Here is a 16,418-nt window from a genome sequence, read left to right as displayed (position 1 = left end):
TCCTGCCTAGACGTCCGGTGGAGACAGATGCAATTCGGGAAAACCCGCGGATTCAAGACCGGCGGCCTCCTCGCCGGAACCCTGGTCACCCTGCTGACCGCCGCCCTGGCCGCCTGCGCCCAGACTCAGACGGCGCCCACCACGGCGTCCTCCTCTCCGACCTCACCCAGTCCCGCCCCTGCGGCGAACGCCTCCGCCAACGCGGCCGAGGCCATGCCCCAGCCGGACGAGAGCTTCGAGCAGTGGCGTAGCCGTTTCCGCACCCTGGCGCTGGGCCGTGGCGTCTCGGCAGCGACCTTCGACCAGGCCTTTGCCGGCGTCGAGCCCGATCCGGCGGTGATCGCCGCCGATCGCAGCCAGCCCGAATTCACCAAGCCGGTCTGGGAATACCTGGAATCCGCCGTCTCGCCGCTGCGCGTGCGCAATGGCAAGAGCCTGCTCATTCAACAAGCAGGGTTGCTTGCCTCCCTGGAAGCCCGCTACGGCATCGAGCCCGCGCGTCTGGTGGCCTTCTGGGGCATGGAGAGCAACTACGGCAACAACATGGGCAACAAGGGCGTCATCCGCTCCCTGGCGACCCTCGCCTACGAAGGTCGCCGCCCGGACTTCGCCCAGGACCAGCTCATCGCCGCCCTCGGCATCCTGCAGCACGGAGACGTCACCGCCGACCGCATGATCGGCTCCTGGGCGGGCGCCATGGGCCAGACTCAGTTCATTCCCACCACCTACGACCAGTACGCGGTGGACTTCGACGGCGACGGTCGCCGCGACATCTGGGGCTCCACTGCCGACGCCCTGGCCTCCACCGCCAACTACCTCAAGGCCTCCGGCTGGCAGGATGGCAAGCCCTGGGGCTACGAGGTGCGGGTGCCCACCAACTTCGACTACAGCCTGGCCGACATGGGCGTGCGCAAGACCCTGGCCGAGTGGAACGCCCTGGGCGTCCAGGGCCTCGGCCTGCCGCAACCGGCGGCCCTGCCGAGCGACAGCGCCTCGCTGCTGCTGCCCGCCGGCCATCGCGGCCCGGCCTTCCTGGTGTTCAACAACTTCCGCACCATCCTCAGGTACAACAACTCCAGCTCCTACGCCCTGGGCGTGGCGCTGCTCTCGGAGCGCTATCGCGACGCCGGCCAGATCGCTGGCAGCTGGCCCACCGACGACCTGCCGCTGAGCCGCAGCGAGCGTGTCGAACTGCAGCAGCGCCTGGCCGCGCTCGGCCTGGACCCGGGCAGCGCCGATGGCATTATCGGCGCCAACACCCGCAAGGCCATCCGCGCCTATCAGCAGTCCCAGGGCTGGCCCGCAGACGGCTATCCCAATCATCAGCTGCTGGAAAAATTGCGCGGCTAGAGCCTGGCGACGACCCGCACCTCAACCGAGGTCGGGTCGTCGATCATCAGTCTTCGGCCTTGTCGCTTTGCCCCTGCACCAACGTCTCCAGCAAGGCTGCCGCTGCCGACGACAGCTCGGCGAAATCCCGACAGCCCGCCACCAGCTCGCGGCGCGCCCAGGCATCGCTCAGCGGATGACTGATCAGCGCCGATCCCCTCGCCACCCGCGTCAGGCTCGCGGCCGGCAGGATAGTCACGCCTAGACCGAGCGCGACCAGCGCACAGGCCTGGGCCGGACTCGGCACCCGGATACGGATCGCCAGCTCCCGGCCCCATTGCGCTGCCTGGGCCTCCACATGGAGCTGCAAGGCATTGCCACGGGACAGGCCTACGAAGGGCTGCTCGAGTAGTCGCGCGAAGTCGACCGCCTCCCCTTCCCTGAAGGGGAGGCTACCTGGAGCGGCGACCAGCATCAGCGGGTCCGTCCTGAAGGGCCGGACCTGCAGATCTTCCAAACCCGGTGCCGCGACGAAAATTCCCAGGTCAGCGCGGCCTTCGCGTAGCGCCAGCACGATGCGTGGGCTGGAAAGCTCCTCGACCTCCACATCCACCGTGGGCTGCGCCTGAAGGAACTTCGCCAACGGCTCATCGAGGTGCTCCATCACCGCCGTGCCATTTCCCAGCAGCCGCACCTGCGTACGGCTGTCCGCCACCGCGCCGACGAGATCCTGGGTCATCTCGTCCAACCGCTGCAGGATCGCCCGGGCATGGCGCTCCAGGGTCAGGCCGGCGGGCGTGGGTCGTACACCGCGAGCGTGACGTATCAACAGCGGCGTACCTAGGCTTTCTTCGAGGCCCTTGATACGAGCGCTGGCCGAGGGCAACGCCAGGTGGGTGCGCTCGGCGCCCAGGGTGATGCTGCGCGCCGCGACGACATTGGCGAAGAGACGGAGATCTAGCAGGTCGTAGCGCATGGCGAGGAAGCCTCTGTCGCGACCATAGGCAGCCTTCGCCAATCCCGGCTTCTCACCCACGGTCCTGGGCAGCATGGTAACGCCTCCACCCACGGAGACGACCATGACCCTGCTGCTCTGCACCCTGATCTTTCTGCTGGCAGGGCTGACCAAGGGACTGCTCGGCCTGGGCCTGCCCACCGTCGCCATGAGTCTGCTGGCGCTGCTGATGACCCCGACCGAAGCCGCTGCCCTGCTGTTGATCCCCTCCTTGCTTACCAATGTCTGGCAATTCTGCGCCGGTCCGGCCCCCTGGCAGAGCTTCAGGCGCCTGCTGCCGCTGCAACTGGCACTGGTGCCAGGCACCCTGCTCAGCATCCCGCTGCTGACCCGCGGCGACGGCGCCGGACTCGCCGCCGGGCTAGGCGCGGTACTGGTCGCCTATGGCGTGATCGGCTGGACGGGTTGGCGCCCGCCCACCCCGGGTCGCCATGAAGGCAAGATCGCTCCGCTGGTAGGCTTCGTCACCGGCCTGATCACCGGCATGACCGGCGTCTTCGTACTGCCGGCGGTGCCCTATCTGCAAAGCCTGGCCCTGGACAAGGAGCGGCTGGTCGAAGCCCTGGGGCTGACCTTCACCGTGGCCACCCTGGCGCTGTTGATGGGCCTTTGGTGGCAGGACGCGCTGGCCGTGGAACGCCTGGGCGGCTCCAGCCTCCTGCTGCTACCGGCCCTGGCAGGCATGTGGCTGGGCCAGCGCGTGCGCCTATGCCTGGACGAACACCTGTTCCGTCGTCTGTTCTTTGGTGGTTTGCTGCTGTTGGGTGCTTACGCCGTCCTGCATTATCTGCTGCGCTTGGGCTATCTTGGCTGAGCGCGTCACAGTGCCATGCGGGTCAGCCGGTGTAGGCTGCACCTTCGGCCGGTGCCACGGTCTATGGGCTTGGCTGAAAACCACCTAGCCGCGGTTACCGTTCAGACCAGGCCATATGCCCGACCGCTGCCTCTTTCCGACGTATACAGGACGCTTTCATGACGCTCGCTCCCAACGCAGGACGCCTTCCCGACGAGAACACCCTGACCCATCTGCCGCGCCTGGTGGCGCGCTACTACAGCGATCGCCCCGAGCCCAGCGATCCAGGTCAGCAGGTGGCCTTTGGCACCTCCGGGCACCGCGGCTCCTCGCTCAAGTGCAGCTTCAACGAGTGGCACATCCTCGCCATCACCCAGGCCATCTGCGAGTACCGCAAGGCACAGGGCGTCGACGGTCCGCTGTTCATGGGCATGGACACCCATGCGCTGTCCGAGCCGGCCTTCATCTCCGCCCTGGAAGTCCTAGCCGCCAACGGCGTGGACGTCCGTATCGACGCGGGCTGCGCCGAGACCAACGGTGAGCCGGGGTATACGCCCACCCCGGCGCTGTCCAATGCCATCCTCGAATACAACGCCGGCCGTACCTCGGGCCTGGCCGACGGCATCGTCATCACCCCGTCGCACAACCCGCCGGCCGATGGCGGCTTCAAGTACAACCCCACCAATGGCGGTCCGGCCGACACCAACGTCACCAAATGGATTCAGGACCGTGCCAATGCCCTGCTGGCGAACGGTCTGGAAGGTGTCCAGCGCATGGATTATCGCCAGGCGCTCAAGGCTGCCACTACCCAGAGATTCGACTTCCTCGACAGCTATGTCAGCGGGCTGGGCCAGGTCATCGACCTGGACGCCATCCGTGGCTCCGGCCTGACCTTTGGCGTCGACCCCCTCGGCGGCGCCGGGGTGCACTACTGGCCGCGCATCGCCGAGCGCTATGGCCTGCCGCTGGAAGTGCTGTCGACCCGTGTCGATCAGACCTTCCGCTTCATGCGCCTGGACTGGGACGGCAAGATCCGCATGGACTGCAGCTCGCCCCATGCCATGGCCGGCCTGATCGAGAACAAGGACAGATTCGACGTCTCCTTCGCCTGCGACACCGACCATGACCGCCACGGCATCGTCGCCCGCTCGGTGGGCCTGCTCAACCCCAACCATTACCTGGCGGTGGCCATCGAGTACCTGTTCACCCATAGACCCCAGTGGAGCCAGCAGGCCGGCATCGGCAAGACCCTGGTGTCTTCCTCGATGATCGACCGGGTGGCCCAGGGCATCGGCCGCCAGGTGGTGGAAGTGCCGGTAGGCTTCAAGTGGTTCGTCGACGGCCTGCTGGACGGCAGCCTGGGCTTTGGTGGCGAGGAATCCGCTGGCGCGTCCTTCCTGCGCAAGGCTGGCGGCGCCTGGTCCACCGACAAGGACGGCCTCATCCTCGGCCTGCTGGCGGCGGAAATCACCGCCGTGACTGGCAAGGACCCGGGCGAGCGCTACCAGGCCCTGACCGAGCGCGTCGGCGCGCCGGTCTACCAGCGCATCGACGCCGCCGCCGACCGTGAGCAGAAGGCCCGCCTCGGCAAGCTGTCCGCGGCCCAGGTGACGGCCAAGGAGCTGGCCGGCCAGCCAATCACCGCGATCCTCACCGAGGCTCCCGGCAACGGCGCCGCCATCGGCGGCCTCAAGGTGGTCACCGAGAACGGCTGGTTCGCCGCCCGCCCCTCGGGCACCGAAGACGTCTACAAGATCTACGCGGAAAGCTTCGAGGGCGAAGCCCACCTGGGCCGCATCCAGGAAGAAGCCAAGGCGCTGGTGGACGGCGTGCTGCGCGGCTGATGGCGCGCGCCCTCACCCCAACCCTCTCCCTCAGGGAGAGGACGCTAAAAGCGGGTCGGTGAGGGATTGGCTGCGCAGCCAGCATGAAAAAGGGCAGCCAGTGGCTGCCCTTCTCTATTACGACGCGAGGATCAGCTGATCTTCTTGGCGCCGTGCGCCTGCTGGTCGGCGTGGTAGGACGAGCGCACCAGCGGACCGGAAGCGACGTTCTTGAAGCCCATCCTGGCGCCTTCCTCGGCAAACCAGGCGAAGGTATCCGGGTGGACGAAGCGCTGCACCGGCAGGTGGTTGCGCGAGGGCTGCAGGTACTGGCCGAGGGTCAGCATGTCGATCTCGTGCTCGCGCATGCGCTGCATGACCTCGATGACTTCCTCGTCGGTCTCGCCCAGGCCCAGCATCAGGCCGGACTTGGTCGGCACGTGGGGCACGCGCTTCTTGAAGTTCTGCAGCAGGTCGAGCGACCACTCGAAGTCCGAACCGGGGCGCGCGGCCTTGTACAGGCGCGGGACGGTCTCCAGGTTGTGGTTGAAGACATCCGGCGGCTCCTGCTCGGTGATCGCCAGGGCGACGTCCATGCGGCCGCGGTAGTCGGGCACCAGGGTCTCCAGCTGGATGCCGGGCGTGAGCTTGCGGATCTCGCGCAGGCAGTCGACGAAGTGCTGGGCACCGCCGTCACGCAGGTCGTCGCGGTCCACCGAGGTGATCACCACGTACTTGAGGCCCAGATCGGCGATGGCCACCGCCAGGTTCTTCGGCTCGTCCACGTCCAGCGGCTTCGGCCGGCCGTGGCCGACGTCACAGAAGGGGCAGCGACGGGTGCAGATGTCACCCATGATCATGAAGGTGGCGGTGCCGCCGGAGAAGCACTCGCCCAGGTTTGGGCAAGAGGCCTCTTCGCAGACGCTGTGCAACTTGTGCTTGCGCAGCAGTTGCTTGATGCGCTCGACCTCGGGGGTAACCGGGATGCGCACGCGGATCCAGTCCGGCTTACGCGGCAGCTCCTCGGTAGGAATGATCTTTACCGGGATGCGTGCGACCTTCTCGGCACCGCGCAGCTTGACGCCAGCTTCCACCTTGTTGGGGCGGGCGGGCGGGGTAAGGGTCTGGACGCTGTCTTGTACTGTAGTGGTCATGTCAATCCGATTCCAGGGTGATCGGTTCGGGGTAGCCCAGGCGCAGACTCAGGTGACGGACCAGAGACTCGCGGACGTCGTCGAAAGCTAGTGGCCCGGTCACCAGATCGCGGAGCTGGGTCATGGCCAGGCCGGCATAACCGCAGGGGTTGATCCGGCGGAAGGGCGCCAGATCCATGTCAACGTTGAGCGCCAGTCCGTGGAAGGAACGCCCATTACGGATGCGCAGCCCCAGCGAGGCGATCTTGGCGCCGTCCACATAGACACCCGGCGCATCGGCCCGGGCCTCGGCCTGCACACCCCAATCGGCGAGCAGCGCGATCAGGCTGTCTTCCATGGCGCTGACCAATTCTCTCACGCCCAGGCCCTTGCGGCGAACATCCAGCAGCACATAGGCGATGAGCTGACCGGGACCATGGTACGTGACCTGGCCGCCACGATCGACCTGCACCACCGGAATGTCGCCCACGGCGAGCAGATGCTCGGGCTTGCCGGCCTGACCTTGGGTGAAGACCGCGGGGTGCTGGAGCAGCCAGAGTTCATCGACCGTCTGGGCGCTGCGCTCATCGGTGAAGCGGCGCATGGCCTCCAGGGTCGCCTCGTAGGGCCGCAGGCCCCAGCGGCGCACGCCCAGGCTTACCGGGGCGGGAATGGTCATCAGATCACCATGTGTACGCGGCCGGTGGCGCGCAGATCCTGGTGAATGGCCTGCAGCTGATCTACGCCGGTAGCGGTGATCAGTACCTGCACCGACAGGAAGCGACCATTGCGGCTATCGCGGGTCACCAGGGTGCCACGGTCGAGATCCGGCGCATGGCGCTGGACAATATCAAGCACCAGCTCGGCGAAATCGGCAGCGGCATCACCGATCACCTTGATGGGATAACGCGGGCAGGGAAATTCGATCTTGGGGGGTTGTACGTCTTCGGTCATGCGGACTTCCAGGCCGACCGCTGTCGGCAGGGGGCGAAAGGCCCGCGAGCGCGGGCCTTTCCAGAACAACGGATCAGTTGAACAATCCGTAGAAGAACAGGCGAATGCTATCCCACAGGCGACGGAAGAGGCCACCCTCCTCGACCGGCTGCAAGGCGACCAGGTCGGCGGTGTGCACCACCTTGTCATCCAGCTTCACCTCGACCTTGCCGATCACCTGGCCCTGGGCGATGGGAGCGGTCAGCTGCGGATTGAGCACCATCTCGGCATGCAGCTTCTTGGCCTGGCCGCGCGGCAGGGTCATGGTCAGGTCATTGGCCAGACCGGCCTGGACCTCGCGGGCGTCGCCCTTCCAGACCGGCGCCTTGGCCAGCTCGGTGCCCTTCTTGTAGAAGGACTGGGTCTCGAAGAAGCGGAAGCCGTAGGTCAGCAGCTTCTGGGTCTCGGCGGCGCGGGCCTGTTCGCTGTTGGTGCCGAACACCACGGCGACCAGACGCATGCCGTCGCGTACGGCCGAAGCCACCAGGCAGTAGCCGGCTTCGTCGGTGTGGCCGGTCTTCAGGCCGTCGACGGTCTTGTCGCGCCACAGCAGCAGGTTGCGGTTGGGCTGCTTGATGTTGTTCCAGAAGAATTCCTTCTGGGAGTAGATGGCGTAGTGCTGGGCATCGGCATTGATGATGGCGCGCGCCAGGATGGCCATGTCATGGGCCGAGGAATAGTGGTTCGGGTCCGGCAGACCGGTCGCGTCCATGAAGTGGGTATTCTGCATGCCCAGCTTCTGCGCGGTGGTATTCATCATGTCCGCGAAGGCATCTTCACTGCCGGCGATGTGCTCGGCCAGGGCGACGCTGGCGTCGTTGCCGGACTGGATGATGATGCCGTGCAGCAGGTCACCGACCGACACCTGGGTACCGACCTTGATGAACATCCGCGAACCGCCGGTACGCCAGGCGTGCTCGCTGACGGTGACCATGTCGGATTCCTTGATGCGCCCCCGGTCGATTTCCAGGGTGGCGATATAGGCGGTCATCAGCTTGGTCAGGCTGGCCGGCGGCAGGCGCTGGTCGGAATTGGATTCGGTGAGCACGGCGCCGCTGTTGGCATCCATGAGAATCCAGGCCTTGGCGGCCAGCTGGGGCGCTGCCGGGACCATTGTCTCGGCCGCCCAGACGGCCGGGACACAGGCGATCGTTACTAGGAGGAGCAGGCGTCGAGCGATTTTTGCGATTGTCATCCGAATCTCTGAAAGGTTGGGGTATGGCAGGAGCAGCGGACCCAGGACACCAGGCCCACCTCGATCCGCACGGGGCGGATAACGAAGGCAGGGGTCGGCGACTGGGCGTCATGAAGCATCCTTGCTTCAATCCGGTTGCACGAGAGACGCCTGACCCAGCCGGGCCACGCGTACGCTGTTCTGGAGCTGGGCGACCTCAGCCGGCTGGACCGGTCCGAGACGGACCCGATGCAAGGTCTGCTGGTTGCGCACCGTCGAACTGATGAACACCGGGGCACCGGTCAGGTCGCTGAGCTTGTCCTTGAGCAGTTCCGCAGCGTCCGGATTGGCGAAGGCCGCCACCTGCAGATAGAGCCCAGCGGCTGGGACAGAAACGTTTTTTTTTGCGTCGACGATGGCCGGGGTCACCGGCTCGGCGTGCTGGTTGACCGGTGGCGTATAGGTCTCGATGGCGCCGAAGGTCTGCGTCTCGGTAGTTTTCTGGGCCACCGGCGCCTGGCGCGGTTGCGCCAGCACCATGGGCACCGCCTGACCGCGCTGGGCCCAGTACTGCTGCGGATCGATACCCTCGACGCTGACCCGCGCGGTACCGATCTCGGCATAGCCGAGCTTCTTGGCGGCGGCAAAGGACAGATCGATGACCCGGTCGGAGTAGAAGGGACCGCGGTCGTTGACGCGCAGGATGACGCTGCGGCCATTGTCCAGGTTGGTGACCCGTACATAGCTGGGCAGCGGCAGGGTCTTGTGCGCAGCGGTCATGCCATAGAGGTCGTAGGTCTCGCCGTTGGCGGTGGCCTGGCCGTGGAACTTGGTGCCATACCAGGAAGCCGTACCGGTCGCGCGGTAGTTGCGCGAGTCGGTCAGCGGGAAGTAGGTCTTGCCCAACACGGTGTAGGGGTTGTTCTTCAGCGGCCCGTTGTAGGGCATGGGCACGGCATCGGGAATGCGGCTGACGTCCACGTCCCACCAGGGTGCGCCGTCACGGTGCGGACGCAGGTAGCCACCCGGCCCCGCGACGCCCTTGCTGGTCGACTTGGGCGCCTGGCTGGAGCAGCTCACCAGCAGCAGGCCGAGGCCCAGGCAGCCGGCCAGGCGCGCCATGGCAGTCAGACGCATCACGGCTTGGCACCCTCCGCGGCATGGCGCTCGGCAATGGCGGTCGCCAGATCGGTCACCGCCATGGCGTACATGACGCTGCGGTTGTATCGGGTAATGGCGTAGAAATTGGGCAGGCCCATCCAGTACTCCGGTCCCTTGTCTCCGTCGAGGCGGAACGAGGTTACACGCAAATCGTCACGCAGGGCAGGGTCTTGGGCGTTCCAGCCCAGGGCGCGCAACTCGGCGACGCTCTTGACCGGCTCGATCCCGGCCACCACGCCCTCCTCCACCCGGTCACCGCTGACCTGGGCACGGATGGCAGTAGGCCCGCGGCCGGACCAGCCGTGGCGCTTGAAGTAGTTGGCCACGCTGCCGATGGCATCGGTGGGGTCGGACCAGATGTTGATGTGGCCGTCGCCGTCGAAATCCACCGCATAGGCGCGGAAGCTGCCCGGCATGAATTGCGGCAGCCCCATGGCACCGGCATAGGAGCCGGTGAGACTGAGGGGATCGACCTGCTGTTCGCGGGCGAGCAACAGGAATTCCCGCAGCTGGCTGCGGAAGAAAGGTGCACGCGGCGGATAATCGAAGGCCAGCGTCGAGAGCGCATCCAGCACCCGGTAGTTACCGGTGTTGCGCCCATAGAAGGTTTCCACGCCGATAATGGCGACGATGAACTGGGCCGGTACGTCGTACTCGCGCTCGGCACGGGCCAGCGCCTCTTCGTGGGCCTTCCAGAACTCGACGCCCTGAGCGATGCGACGGTCGGTGATGAAGATGGGCCGGTATTCGCTCCAGGGCTTGACCCGCTCGGCCGGTCGCGAGATGGCGTCGAGAATGGCCTGCTTGCGCTCGACCTCGCCGAACAGCGCCTGCAGCTGTTCCGGGGCGAAGCCGTAACTCTGACTCATCTCGGCGATGAAGTCGCGCGTCAGCGGTGCCGTGTCGTAGTCACCCGCGACGACACCGGTCGTCACGCCCATCGCCGCCGCGAGCCCCAGGCTCTGCAGGCAGCGATGCATCCATCCCATTGTCGGCATCTAACCCTCTGTGTTGCGTGTTAAACCTGGGCGATCCACTTGCGGTGCGTGTGGATCGACATCAAAACTCCGAACCCGGTGAACAAGGTAACCACCGAGGTGCCGCCATAACTGATGAAAGGCAGCGGTACGCCCACCACGGGCAAGAGCCCGCTGACCATGCCGATGTTGACGAAGACATAGACGAAAAAGGTCATGGTCACGCCGCCGGCGAGCAACTTGCCGAACAACGTCTGGGCCTGCACCGTGATGGTCAGCCCGCGACCGATGAGCAGCAGATAGAGCACCAGCAGCAGGCAGACGCCCACCATGCCGAACTCTTCACCGAGCACGGCAATGATAAAGTCCGTGTGACTTTCCGGCAAAAAATCCAGATGAGACTGGGTACCCAGCAGCCAGCCCTTGCCGAACACCCCACCCGAGCCGATGGCGGCCTTGGACTGGATGATGTTCCAGCCGGCCCCCAGCGGATCCATTTCCGGATCGAGGAAGGTCAGGATCCGGCGCTTCTGGTAGTCGTGCAGGACGAAGAACCACATGGCCACCGCCAGGGGGACCGCGGCGCTCACCGCACCGATCAGCCAGCGCCATTGCAGGCCGCCAACGAACAGCACGAAGCCACCCGAGGCCAGCACCAGCATGGCGGTACCGAGGTCGGGCTGGTCGAGGATCAGCACGAAGGGCACCACCACCAGCGACAGGCTGATCAGGCTGTGCTTGAAGTTCGGTGGCAGGCTGCGCTTGGACAGGTACCAGGCCATCATCATGGGCATCAGCAGCTTCATGAATTCCGACGGCTGGAAGCGGATCACCCCGGGAATGTTGATCCAGCGAGTGGCGCCCATGGCGTTGTGGCCCATGACGTCCACCACCACCAGCAGGGCCACGCCAATCACGTAGCCCAGCGGCACCCAGCGCGCCATGAAACGCGGCTCCAGCTGGGCGACGATGGCCATGGCCACCAGGCCGAGACCAAAGGAGCTGGCCTGCTTGAACAGCAAGTCGAGGCTGCGACCGCCTGCGGAGTAGAGGACGAACAGGCCCGTCGCGCCCAGCATCAGCAGCAGGATCAACAGGGGACCGTCGATATGCAGGCGCTGCAGCAGGGTGGCGCGCCGCTTCATCACGTCCCCTTCGGGGATGGTGCGATCAAAGTTGGGGGCAAGACTCATGGCTGCACCTTGGTCGCGGCGGCAGTGGCTGCAGCGGTACTGGGCTTGGCGTATTCCGCCTTGAGATGGCCCTGGTCATCGAGCAGCCAGGCGTCGAGGACCTGGCGCACCACCGGGGCGGCTACGCCACTACCCGACTCGCCGTTCTCGACCATCACCGCCACGGCGATCTGCGGATTGTCCGCCGGGGCGAAGGCCACGAACAGGGCGTGGTCACGGTGCCGCTCCTTGAGCGCCGCCGAGTTGTACCTCTCGTTCTGGCGAATGGCGACCACCTGGGCGGTACCACTCTTGCCGGCGATGCGGTATTGGGCACCGACATTGATCTTGTGCGCGGTGCCGCGGGGATTCTGCACCACCATCTCCATGCCGTGGACTGCGCGATCCCAGTAGCTGTCGTCCTTGAGCTGGATATCGGGCATGGGATTGGTGTCCACCGGCGGCTGGCCGTCCAGTGTTCTGGCCAGGTGCGGACGGATCCACTTGCCGTGGTTGGCGATCAGGGTGGTGACCTGGGCCAGCTGCAGCGGCGTGGTCTGCATGTAGCCCTGGCCAATACCGAGAATCAGCGTCTCACCCGGGAACCAGGCCTGCCGACGGGTAGCGCGCTTCCACTGGCGCGAAGGCATCAGGCCCGGGGACTCCTCGAACATGTCCAGGGCGACCTTTTGCCCGAGCCCGAACTTGCCCATGTACTCGGCGAGCCGGTCGATGCCGATCTTGTGGGCCAGATCGTAGAAATAGGTGTCGTTGGATCTCATCAGGGCCATGTCCAGATCCACGTAGCCTTCGCCGCCGTGGTTCCAGTTGCGGTACTTGTGATCGTAGTTGGGCAGCTCGTAGTAGCCCGGATCGAAAATCCGCGCCTGGGGCGTGGTGGCGCCGCTGTCGAGACCGGCGATGGCCACCGCCGGCTTGATGGTCGAGCCCGGCGGATAGAGCCCGCGCAGCACGCGGTTGTAGAGCGGGCGATCGATGGAATCGCGCAGCTCGGAATATTCCTTGAAGCTGATCCCGGTAACGAAGGGGTTGGGGTCGTAGCTCGGCTGGCTGACCATGGCCAGCACCTCGCCGGTCTTGGGCTGAATGGCGACGATGGCACCGCGGCGCCCGCCCAGGGCGGCTTCGGCGGCGGCCTGCAGGCGGGAATCGATGGTCAGGACGATGTCCTTGCCCGGCTTGGGGTCGGTGCGATTGAGCACCCGCAACACCCGGCCGCGGGCGTTGGTTTCCACTTCCTCGTAACCCACCTCGCCATGCAGCTCGGGTTCGTAGAAGCGCTCCACGCCGGTCTTGCCGATATGATGGGTGCCGCTGTAGTTGACCGGATCCAGGCGCTTGAGCTCCTGCTCGTTGATCCGGCCGACGTAGCCCACGGAATGAGCGAAGTGCTCGCCCATGGGATAGTGGCGCACCAGCTGCGCCGTCACCTCGACCCCAGGTAGACGGAACTGGTTGACGGCGATCTTGGCGATCTGCTCCTCGGTCAGCTCGAATAGCACCGGCACCGGTTCGAAGGGCCGCCGGCCCTGTTTCATGCGCTTCTCGAACAGCTCGCGATCTTCCTCGGTCAGGCCCAGGACCTGAACCAGGGTATCGAGGGTCTCCCGCCAGTTGTCAGCCCGCTCTCGGGTGATGGTCAGGCTGAAGCTGGGGCGGTTGTCGGCAACGATGATGCCGTTGCGGTCATAGATCAGCCCACGGGTAGGCGGAATCGGCTGAACGTGGACCCGGTTGTTTTCCGAGAGGGTCGAGTGGTACTGGTACTGGATGACCTGCAGGTAGTACATGCGCGCCACCAGTACGCAGGCGAGCACGAGAAAGAGTGCCGCACCGACCATCACGCGGGCGCGGACGAGCTGGGCGTCTTTCTCGTGGTCCTTGAGGCGTATGGGTTGCGACATCGCAGGTACGGACTACTTGTGATACGGATGGCCGGCCAGTACGGTCCAGGCACGGTAGAGCTGTTCACCGACGAGGATGCGCACCAGCGGATGCGGCAGGGTCAGCGGCGAGAGCGACCAGCGCTGCTCACTGCGCGCCTGCACCTCGGGGGCGAGGCCCTCGGGGCCGCCAACCATGAGATTGACGGTGCGGGCTTCCAGGCGCCACTGCTGGAGTGTTTCAGCCAGTTGCTCGGTGCTCCAGGGCTTGCCGGTGACCTCCAGGGTCACCACGCGCTCGCCCGGCTGCACCTTGGCCAGCATGGCCTCACCCTCCTGGCGGATCAGCCGGGCGACGTCGGCGTTCTTGCCACGGGTCTGCAGCGGGATCTCGACGAGCTCCAGCGGCAGTTCCGGTGGCAGACGCTTGACGTACTCGTGCCAGCCCTCCTCGACCCAGCGCGGCATGCGCGAGCCGACGGCGATGAGACGCAGGCGCACCGGCTTATTCGCCGTGAGCGGCGCGGCTCTGCTCGGCCCCGCGCCAGAGGCGCTCGAGGTCATAGAACTCGCGGGTGGTCGGCAGCATCACGTGGACGACCACGTCACCCAGGTCCAGCAGCGCCCATTCGCCGCCTTCCAGGCCTTCGCTGCCCAGCGGGCGCACGCCCTGCTGCTTGACCTTTTCCAGCACGTTGTCGGCCAGCGACTTCACGTGGCGGCTGGAGGTGCCGCTGGCGATGACCATGATGTCGGTCACGCTGGTCTTTTCGCGCACGTCCAGGGAAACGATGTCCTGGGCCTTCATATCTTCCAGGGCGGCGATGGCCACCTGGACGAGTTGTTCGCTTTGCATGGTGTAGCTCTTACCTCGGTTCGGAGGACGCCGGATAGAGACCGTGCGTCCGGATGTAGTCAAGCACGGCATCGGGCACCAGGAAGCGGATCGACTTCCCGGTGGCCAAGAGGCCGCGAATCTGGGTAGCGGACACCGCGAGCGGGTTCTGCCAGATAAAGGTGATCTGCCCGCCCGGCCCTTTCAGGGCCTGGGGATCGGGCTGACTGCGCGCCGCCAGGAAATCGCGCAATTCCTGACAGGGCTCGCTGTCGGCGTCGGGCCGTTGCAGGACCAGGATGTGGCACAGCTCCAGCAACTCGCGCCAGCGATGCCAGCCTGGCAGGCCACAAAAGGCGTCCCAACCCAGCATCAGTAACAGCTGCACTTCATCGCCGAGTTCGGCGCGCAGGCTTTCCAGGGTCTCTATGGTATAGGAGTGGCGCGTTCGGCGCAGTTCCCGGTCATCGACCACCAGGGTCGCGACGTCGGCCACCGCCAGTCGCACCATCGCCAGGCGATCCTCGGCGGAGACGCTGGGTGCCTCGCGATGGGGCGGCCGGGCGCTGGGAATCAGCCGCAGCTCGTCCAGCGCCAGGGCCTCGGCCACCTCCAGCGCAGCGCGCAGATGGCCGATGTGCACGGGATCGAAGGTACCGCCGAACAGGCCGATGCGGTTGGGCAGACTGCTCATCAGCTACGGACGTGGCCATCGCCGAAGACCACGTACTTCTCGCTGGTCAGCCCTTCCAGGCCCACCGGCCCGCGGGCGTGCAGCTTGTCGGTGGAGATGCCGATCTCGGCGCCCAGGCCGTATTCGAAGCCGTCGGCGAAGCGGGTAGACGCGTTGACCATCACCGACGCCGAATCGACCTCGGTAAGGAAACGCCGGGCGTCGCTGAAGTTTTCGGTCACGATGGCATCGGTGTGCTGCGAGCCATAGGCATTGATGTGCTCGATGGCCGCGTCGAGGCCGTCCACCACCCGGATGGACAGAATCGGCGCGTTGTATTCGGTACGCCAGTCTTCTTCGCTCGCGGCCAGCACCTCGGTGCCGAGCAGCGCGCGGGTCCGCTCGCAACCGCGCAGCTCCACATGCTTGTCGCGGTAGATGGCGGCCAGGGGGGGCAGCACCTGCTCGGCGATGGCGGCATGAACCAGCAGCGTCTCCATGGTGTTGCAGGGGGCATAGCGCTGGGTCTTGGCGTTGTCGGCGATGCGGATGGCCTTGTCCAGATCGGCGGCGCGATCGATGTAGACATGGCAGATGCCATCCAGATGCTTGATCACTGGCACCCGGGCATCGCGACTGATCCGCTCGATCAGGCTTTTGCCACCGCGCGGCACGATGACGTCCACATACTCGGGCATGGTGATCAGCGCGCCTACGGCGGCGCGGTCGGTGGTTTCCACCACTTGGACCAGCTCCGCAGGGAGATCGGCCTCGGCCAGACCGGCCTGGATGTAGGCAGCGATGGCCTGGTTGGAATGAATGGCTTCGGAACCACCACGCAGGATGGTGGCGTTGCCGGACTTGAGGCAGAGGCTGGCCGCGTCGATGGTCACGTTGGGCCGCGACTCGTAGATGATGCCGATGACACCTAGCGGCACGCGCATCTTGCCTAGCTGGATGCCCGAGGGCACGTATCTCATGTCGCGGATTTCGCCAATGGGATCGGGCAGGGTCGCGACCTGACGCAGGCCTTCGATCATGTCGTCGATGCGCTGGGGCGTGAGTGCCAGGCGATCCAGCATGGCCGGCTCCAGGCCGTTGGCCCGTGCCGCGCTCAGATCCTGCTCGTTGGCAGCGGTTAACTCGGCGCGGCAAGCGTCGAGGGCCGCGGCAGCAGCGAGCAGCGCGCGATTCTTCTGGGCGGTGCTCGCCCGGGCGGCGACCCGCGACGCGGCACGGGCAGCCTGGCCAAGACGGGTCATGTAGGCGGAGACGGACTCGGTCATGGTCGGCGGCCTGCGAAAGACGGTAGGAAAGCCGCAGAGTATAGCGTCGCCAGGTCTCGCGCGGCCAGCGCCGAGGGGCCTGGCGATGGCATCCGGTTGCTCGATTTGGTTGACTCGCCACGGCCTGTCGGGAATCATCCGCCGCTATAT

General features: G+C 66.0%; 16 protein-coding genes. 3 read left to right on the top strand and 13 right to left on the bottom strand.

Annotation, left to right across the window (positions count from 1 at the left end):
• Nucleotides 1–27: 27 nt before the first annotated feature.
• Nucleotides 28–1,350, top strand: a complete 1,323-nt coding sequence (locus PJ259_RS21480; protein ID WP_271654112.1) for a lytic murein transglycosylase — start codon at nucleotides 28–30, stop codon at nucleotides 1,348–1,350.
• A gap of 46 nt (nucleotides 1,351–1,396) precedes the next feature.
• On the opposite strand, the gene PJ259_RS21475 is transcribed toward PJ259_RS21480, so the two are convergent.
• Nucleotides 1,397–2,380 (bottom strand): LysR family transcriptional regulator, encoded by a 984-nt coding sequence (locus PJ259_RS21475; protein ID WP_271654111.1) that lies wholly within the window; start codon nucleotides 2,378–2,380, stop codon nucleotides 1,397–1,399.
• A 28-nt stretch (nucleotides 2,381–2,408) separates the two neighbouring features.
• Between PJ259_RS21475 and PJ259_RS21470 the strand changes: the two genes are divergently transcribed.
• Both PJ259_RS21470 and pgm read left to right on the top strand, forming a co-directional pair.
• Nucleotides 2,409–3,158 (top strand): TSUP family transporter, encoded by a 750-nt coding sequence (locus PJ259_RS21470; RefSeq protein WP_271654110.1) that lies wholly within the window; start codon nucleotides 2,409–2,411, stop codon nucleotides 3,156–3,158.
• A 158-nt stretch (nucleotides 3,159–3,316) separates the two neighbouring features.
• Complete coding sequence (gene pgm, locus PJ259_RS21465) at nucleotides 3,317–4,981, top strand: phosphoglucomutase (alpha-D-glucose-1,6-bisphosphate-dependent) (RefSeq protein ID WP_271654109.1); 1,665 nt, start codon at nucleotides 3,317–3,319, stop codon at nucleotides 4,979–4,981.
• A gap of 131 nt (nucleotides 4,982–5,112) precedes the next feature.
• On the opposite strand, the gene lipA is transcribed toward pgm, so the two are convergent.
• From lipA to PJ259_RS21405, 12 genes are all read right to left on the bottom strand, one after another.
• On the bottom strand, nucleotides 5,113–6,114 hold the full coding sequence (gene lipA / locus PJ259_RS21460) for a lipoyl synthase (RefSeq protein ID WP_271654108.1): 1,002 nt from the start codon (nucleotides 6,112–6,114) through the stop codon (nucleotides 5,113–5,115).
• A 1-nt stretch (nucleotide 6,115) separates the two neighbouring features.
• Entirely contained in the window at nucleotides 6,116–6,772 is a 657-nt protein-coding gene (gene lipB, locus PJ259_RS21455) for a lipoyl(octanoyl) transferase LipB (RefSeq protein WP_271654107.1), read from the bottom strand.
• The gene (locus PJ259_RS21450; protein WP_271654106.1) at nucleotides 6,772–7,047 is read right to left on the bottom strand and encodes a DUF493 domain-containing protein; all 276 of its coding nucleotides are present in this window, start codon (nucleotides 7,045–7,047) and stop codon (nucleotides 6,772–6,774) included. Before PJ259_RS21450 ends, lipB begins: the two co-directional genes overlap by 1 nt.
• 73 nt (nucleotides 7,048–7,120) lie before the next feature.
• Nucleotides 7,121–8,281: a D-alanyl-D-alanine carboxypeptidase family protein gene (locus PJ259_RS21445; protein WP_059313893.1), complete on the bottom strand. Its 1,161-nt coding sequence runs from the start codon at nucleotides 8,279–8,281 to the stop codon at nucleotides 7,121–7,123.
• A gap of 126 nt (nucleotides 8,282–8,407) precedes the next feature.
• The gene (locus PJ259_RS21440) at nucleotides 8,408–9,397 is read right to left on the bottom strand and encodes a septal ring lytic transglycosylase RlpA family protein (protein WP_271655910.1); all 990 of its coding nucleotides are present in this window, start codon (nucleotides 9,395–9,397) and stop codon (nucleotides 8,408–8,410) included.
• Complete coding sequence (mltB, locus tag PJ259_RS21435; RefSeq protein WP_059313891.1) at nucleotides 9,397–10,419, bottom strand: lytic murein transglycosylase B; 1,023 nt, start codon at nucleotides 10,417–10,419, stop codon at nucleotides 9,397–9,399. The genes PJ259_RS21440 and mltB overlap by 1 nt, the downstream gene beginning before the upstream one ends.
• A 20-nt stretch (nucleotides 10,420–10,439) precedes the next feature.
• Nucleotides 10,440–11,543: a rod shape-determining protein RodA gene (rodA, locus tag PJ259_RS21430; RefSeq protein WP_271655909.1), complete on the bottom strand. Its 1,104-nt coding sequence runs from the start codon at nucleotides 11,541–11,543 to the stop codon at nucleotides 10,440–10,442.
• Nucleotides 11,544–11,587: 44 nt separating this feature from the next.
• Nucleotides 11,588–13,495, bottom strand: a complete 1,908-nt coding sequence (gene mrdA, locus PJ259_RS21425; protein ID WP_059313889.1) for a penicillin-binding protein 2 — start codon at nucleotides 13,493–13,495, stop codon at nucleotides 11,588–11,590.
• Between the two features lie 12 nt (nucleotides 13,496–13,507).
• The gene (rlmH, locus tag PJ259_RS21420; protein ID WP_007159668.1) at nucleotides 13,508–13,975 is read right to left on the bottom strand and encodes a 23S rRNA (pseudouridine(1915)-N(3))-methyltransferase RlmH; all 468 of its coding nucleotides are present in this window, start codon (nucleotides 13,973–13,975) and stop codon (nucleotides 13,508–13,510) included.
• A 4-nt stretch (nucleotides 13,976–13,979) separates the two neighbouring features.
• A complete protein-coding gene (gene rsfS / locus PJ259_RS21415) occupies nucleotides 13,980–14,330 on the bottom strand; it encodes a ribosome silencing factor (RefSeq protein WP_059313888.1) in 351 nt (116 codons plus the stop codon).
• A 10-nt stretch (nucleotides 14,331–14,340) separates the two neighbouring features.
• A complete protein-coding gene (nadD, locus tag PJ259_RS21410) occupies nucleotides 14,341–15,003 on the bottom strand; it encodes a nicotinate-nucleotide adenylyltransferase (protein WP_271654105.1) in 663 nt (220 codons plus the stop codon).
• Nucleotides 15,003–16,268: a glutamate-5-semialdehyde dehydrogenase gene (locus PJ259_RS21405; protein WP_271654104.1), complete on the bottom strand. Its 1,266-nt coding sequence runs from the start codon at nucleotides 16,266–16,268 to the stop codon at nucleotides 15,003–15,005. The genes nadD and PJ259_RS21405 overlap by 1 nt, the downstream gene beginning before the upstream one ends.
• Between the last annotated feature and the right edge of the window lie 150 nt (nucleotides 16,269–16,418).

The organism is Pseudomonas sp. JBR1 (genome assembly GCF_028198185.1).
In the GTDB taxonomy this organism is placed as follows: domain Bacteria; phylum Pseudomonadota; class Gammaproteobacteria; order Pseudomonadales; family Pseudomonadaceae; genus Chryseomonas; species Chryseomonas oryzihabitans_E.
Note: the sequence above shows the minus strand (reverse complement) of the source record. Positions and strands in the feature narration are given on the sequence as shown.

Excerpts from the sequence above, each read along its gene's own strand:
- PJ259_RS21480 (WP_271654112.1), top strand. The coding sequence starts at position 28 with ATGCAATTCGGGAAAACCCGCGGATTCAAGACCGGCGGCCTCCTCGCC.
- PJ259_RS21475 (WP_271654111.1), bottom strand. The coding sequence starts at position 2,380 with ATGCTGCCCAGGACCGTGGGTGAGAAGCCGGGATTGGCGAAGGCTGCC.
- PJ259_RS21470 (WP_271654110.1), top strand. The coding sequence starts at position 2,409 with ATGACCCTGCTGCTCTGCACCCTGATCTTTCTGCTGGCAGGGCTGACC.
- pgm (WP_271654109.1), top strand. The coding sequence starts at position 3,317 with ATGACGCTCGCTCCCAACGCAGGACGCCTTCCCGACGAGAACACCCTG.
- lipA (WP_271654108.1), bottom strand. The coding sequence starts at position 6,114 with ATGACCACTACAGTACAAGACAGCGTCCAGACCCTTACCCCGCCCGCC.
- lipB (WP_271654107.1), bottom strand. The coding sequence starts at position 6,772 with ATGACCATTCCCGCCCCGGTAAGCCTGGGCGTGCGCCGCTGGGGCCTG.
- PJ259_RS21450 (WP_271654106.1), bottom strand. The coding sequence starts at position 7,047 with ATGACCGAAGACGTACAACCCCCCAAGATCGAATTTCCCTGCCCGCGT.
- PJ259_RS21445 (WP_059313893.1), bottom strand. The coding sequence starts at position 8,281 with ATGACAATCGCAAAAATCGCTCGACGCCTGCTCCTCCTAGTAACGATC.
- PJ259_RS21440 (WP_271655910.1), bottom strand. The coding sequence starts at position 9,397 with ATGCGTCTGACTGCCATGGCGCGCCTGGCCGGCTGCCTGGGCCTCGGC.
- mltB (WP_059313891.1), bottom strand. The coding sequence starts at position 10,419 with ATGCCGACAATGGGATGGATGCATCGCTGCCTGCAGAGCCTGGGGCTC.
- rodA (WP_271655909.1), bottom strand. The coding sequence starts at position 11,543 with ATGAAGCGGCGCGCCACCCTGCTGCAGCGCCTGCATATCGACGGTCCC.
- mrdA (WP_059313889.1), bottom strand. The coding sequence starts at position 13,495 with ATGTCGCAACCCATACGCCTCAAGGACCACGAGAAAGACGCCCAGCTC.
- rsfS (WP_059313888.1), bottom strand. The coding sequence starts at position 14,330 with ATGCAAAGCGAACAACTCGTCCAGGTGGCCATCGCCGCCCTGGAAGAT.
- nadD (WP_271654105.1), bottom strand. The coding sequence starts at position 15,003 with ATGAGCAGTCTGCCCAACCGCATCGGCCTGTTCGGCGGTACCTTCGAT.
- PJ259_RS21405 (WP_271654104.1), bottom strand. The coding sequence starts at position 16,268 with ATGACCGAGTCCGTCTCCGCCTACATGACCCGTCTTGGCCAGGCTGCC.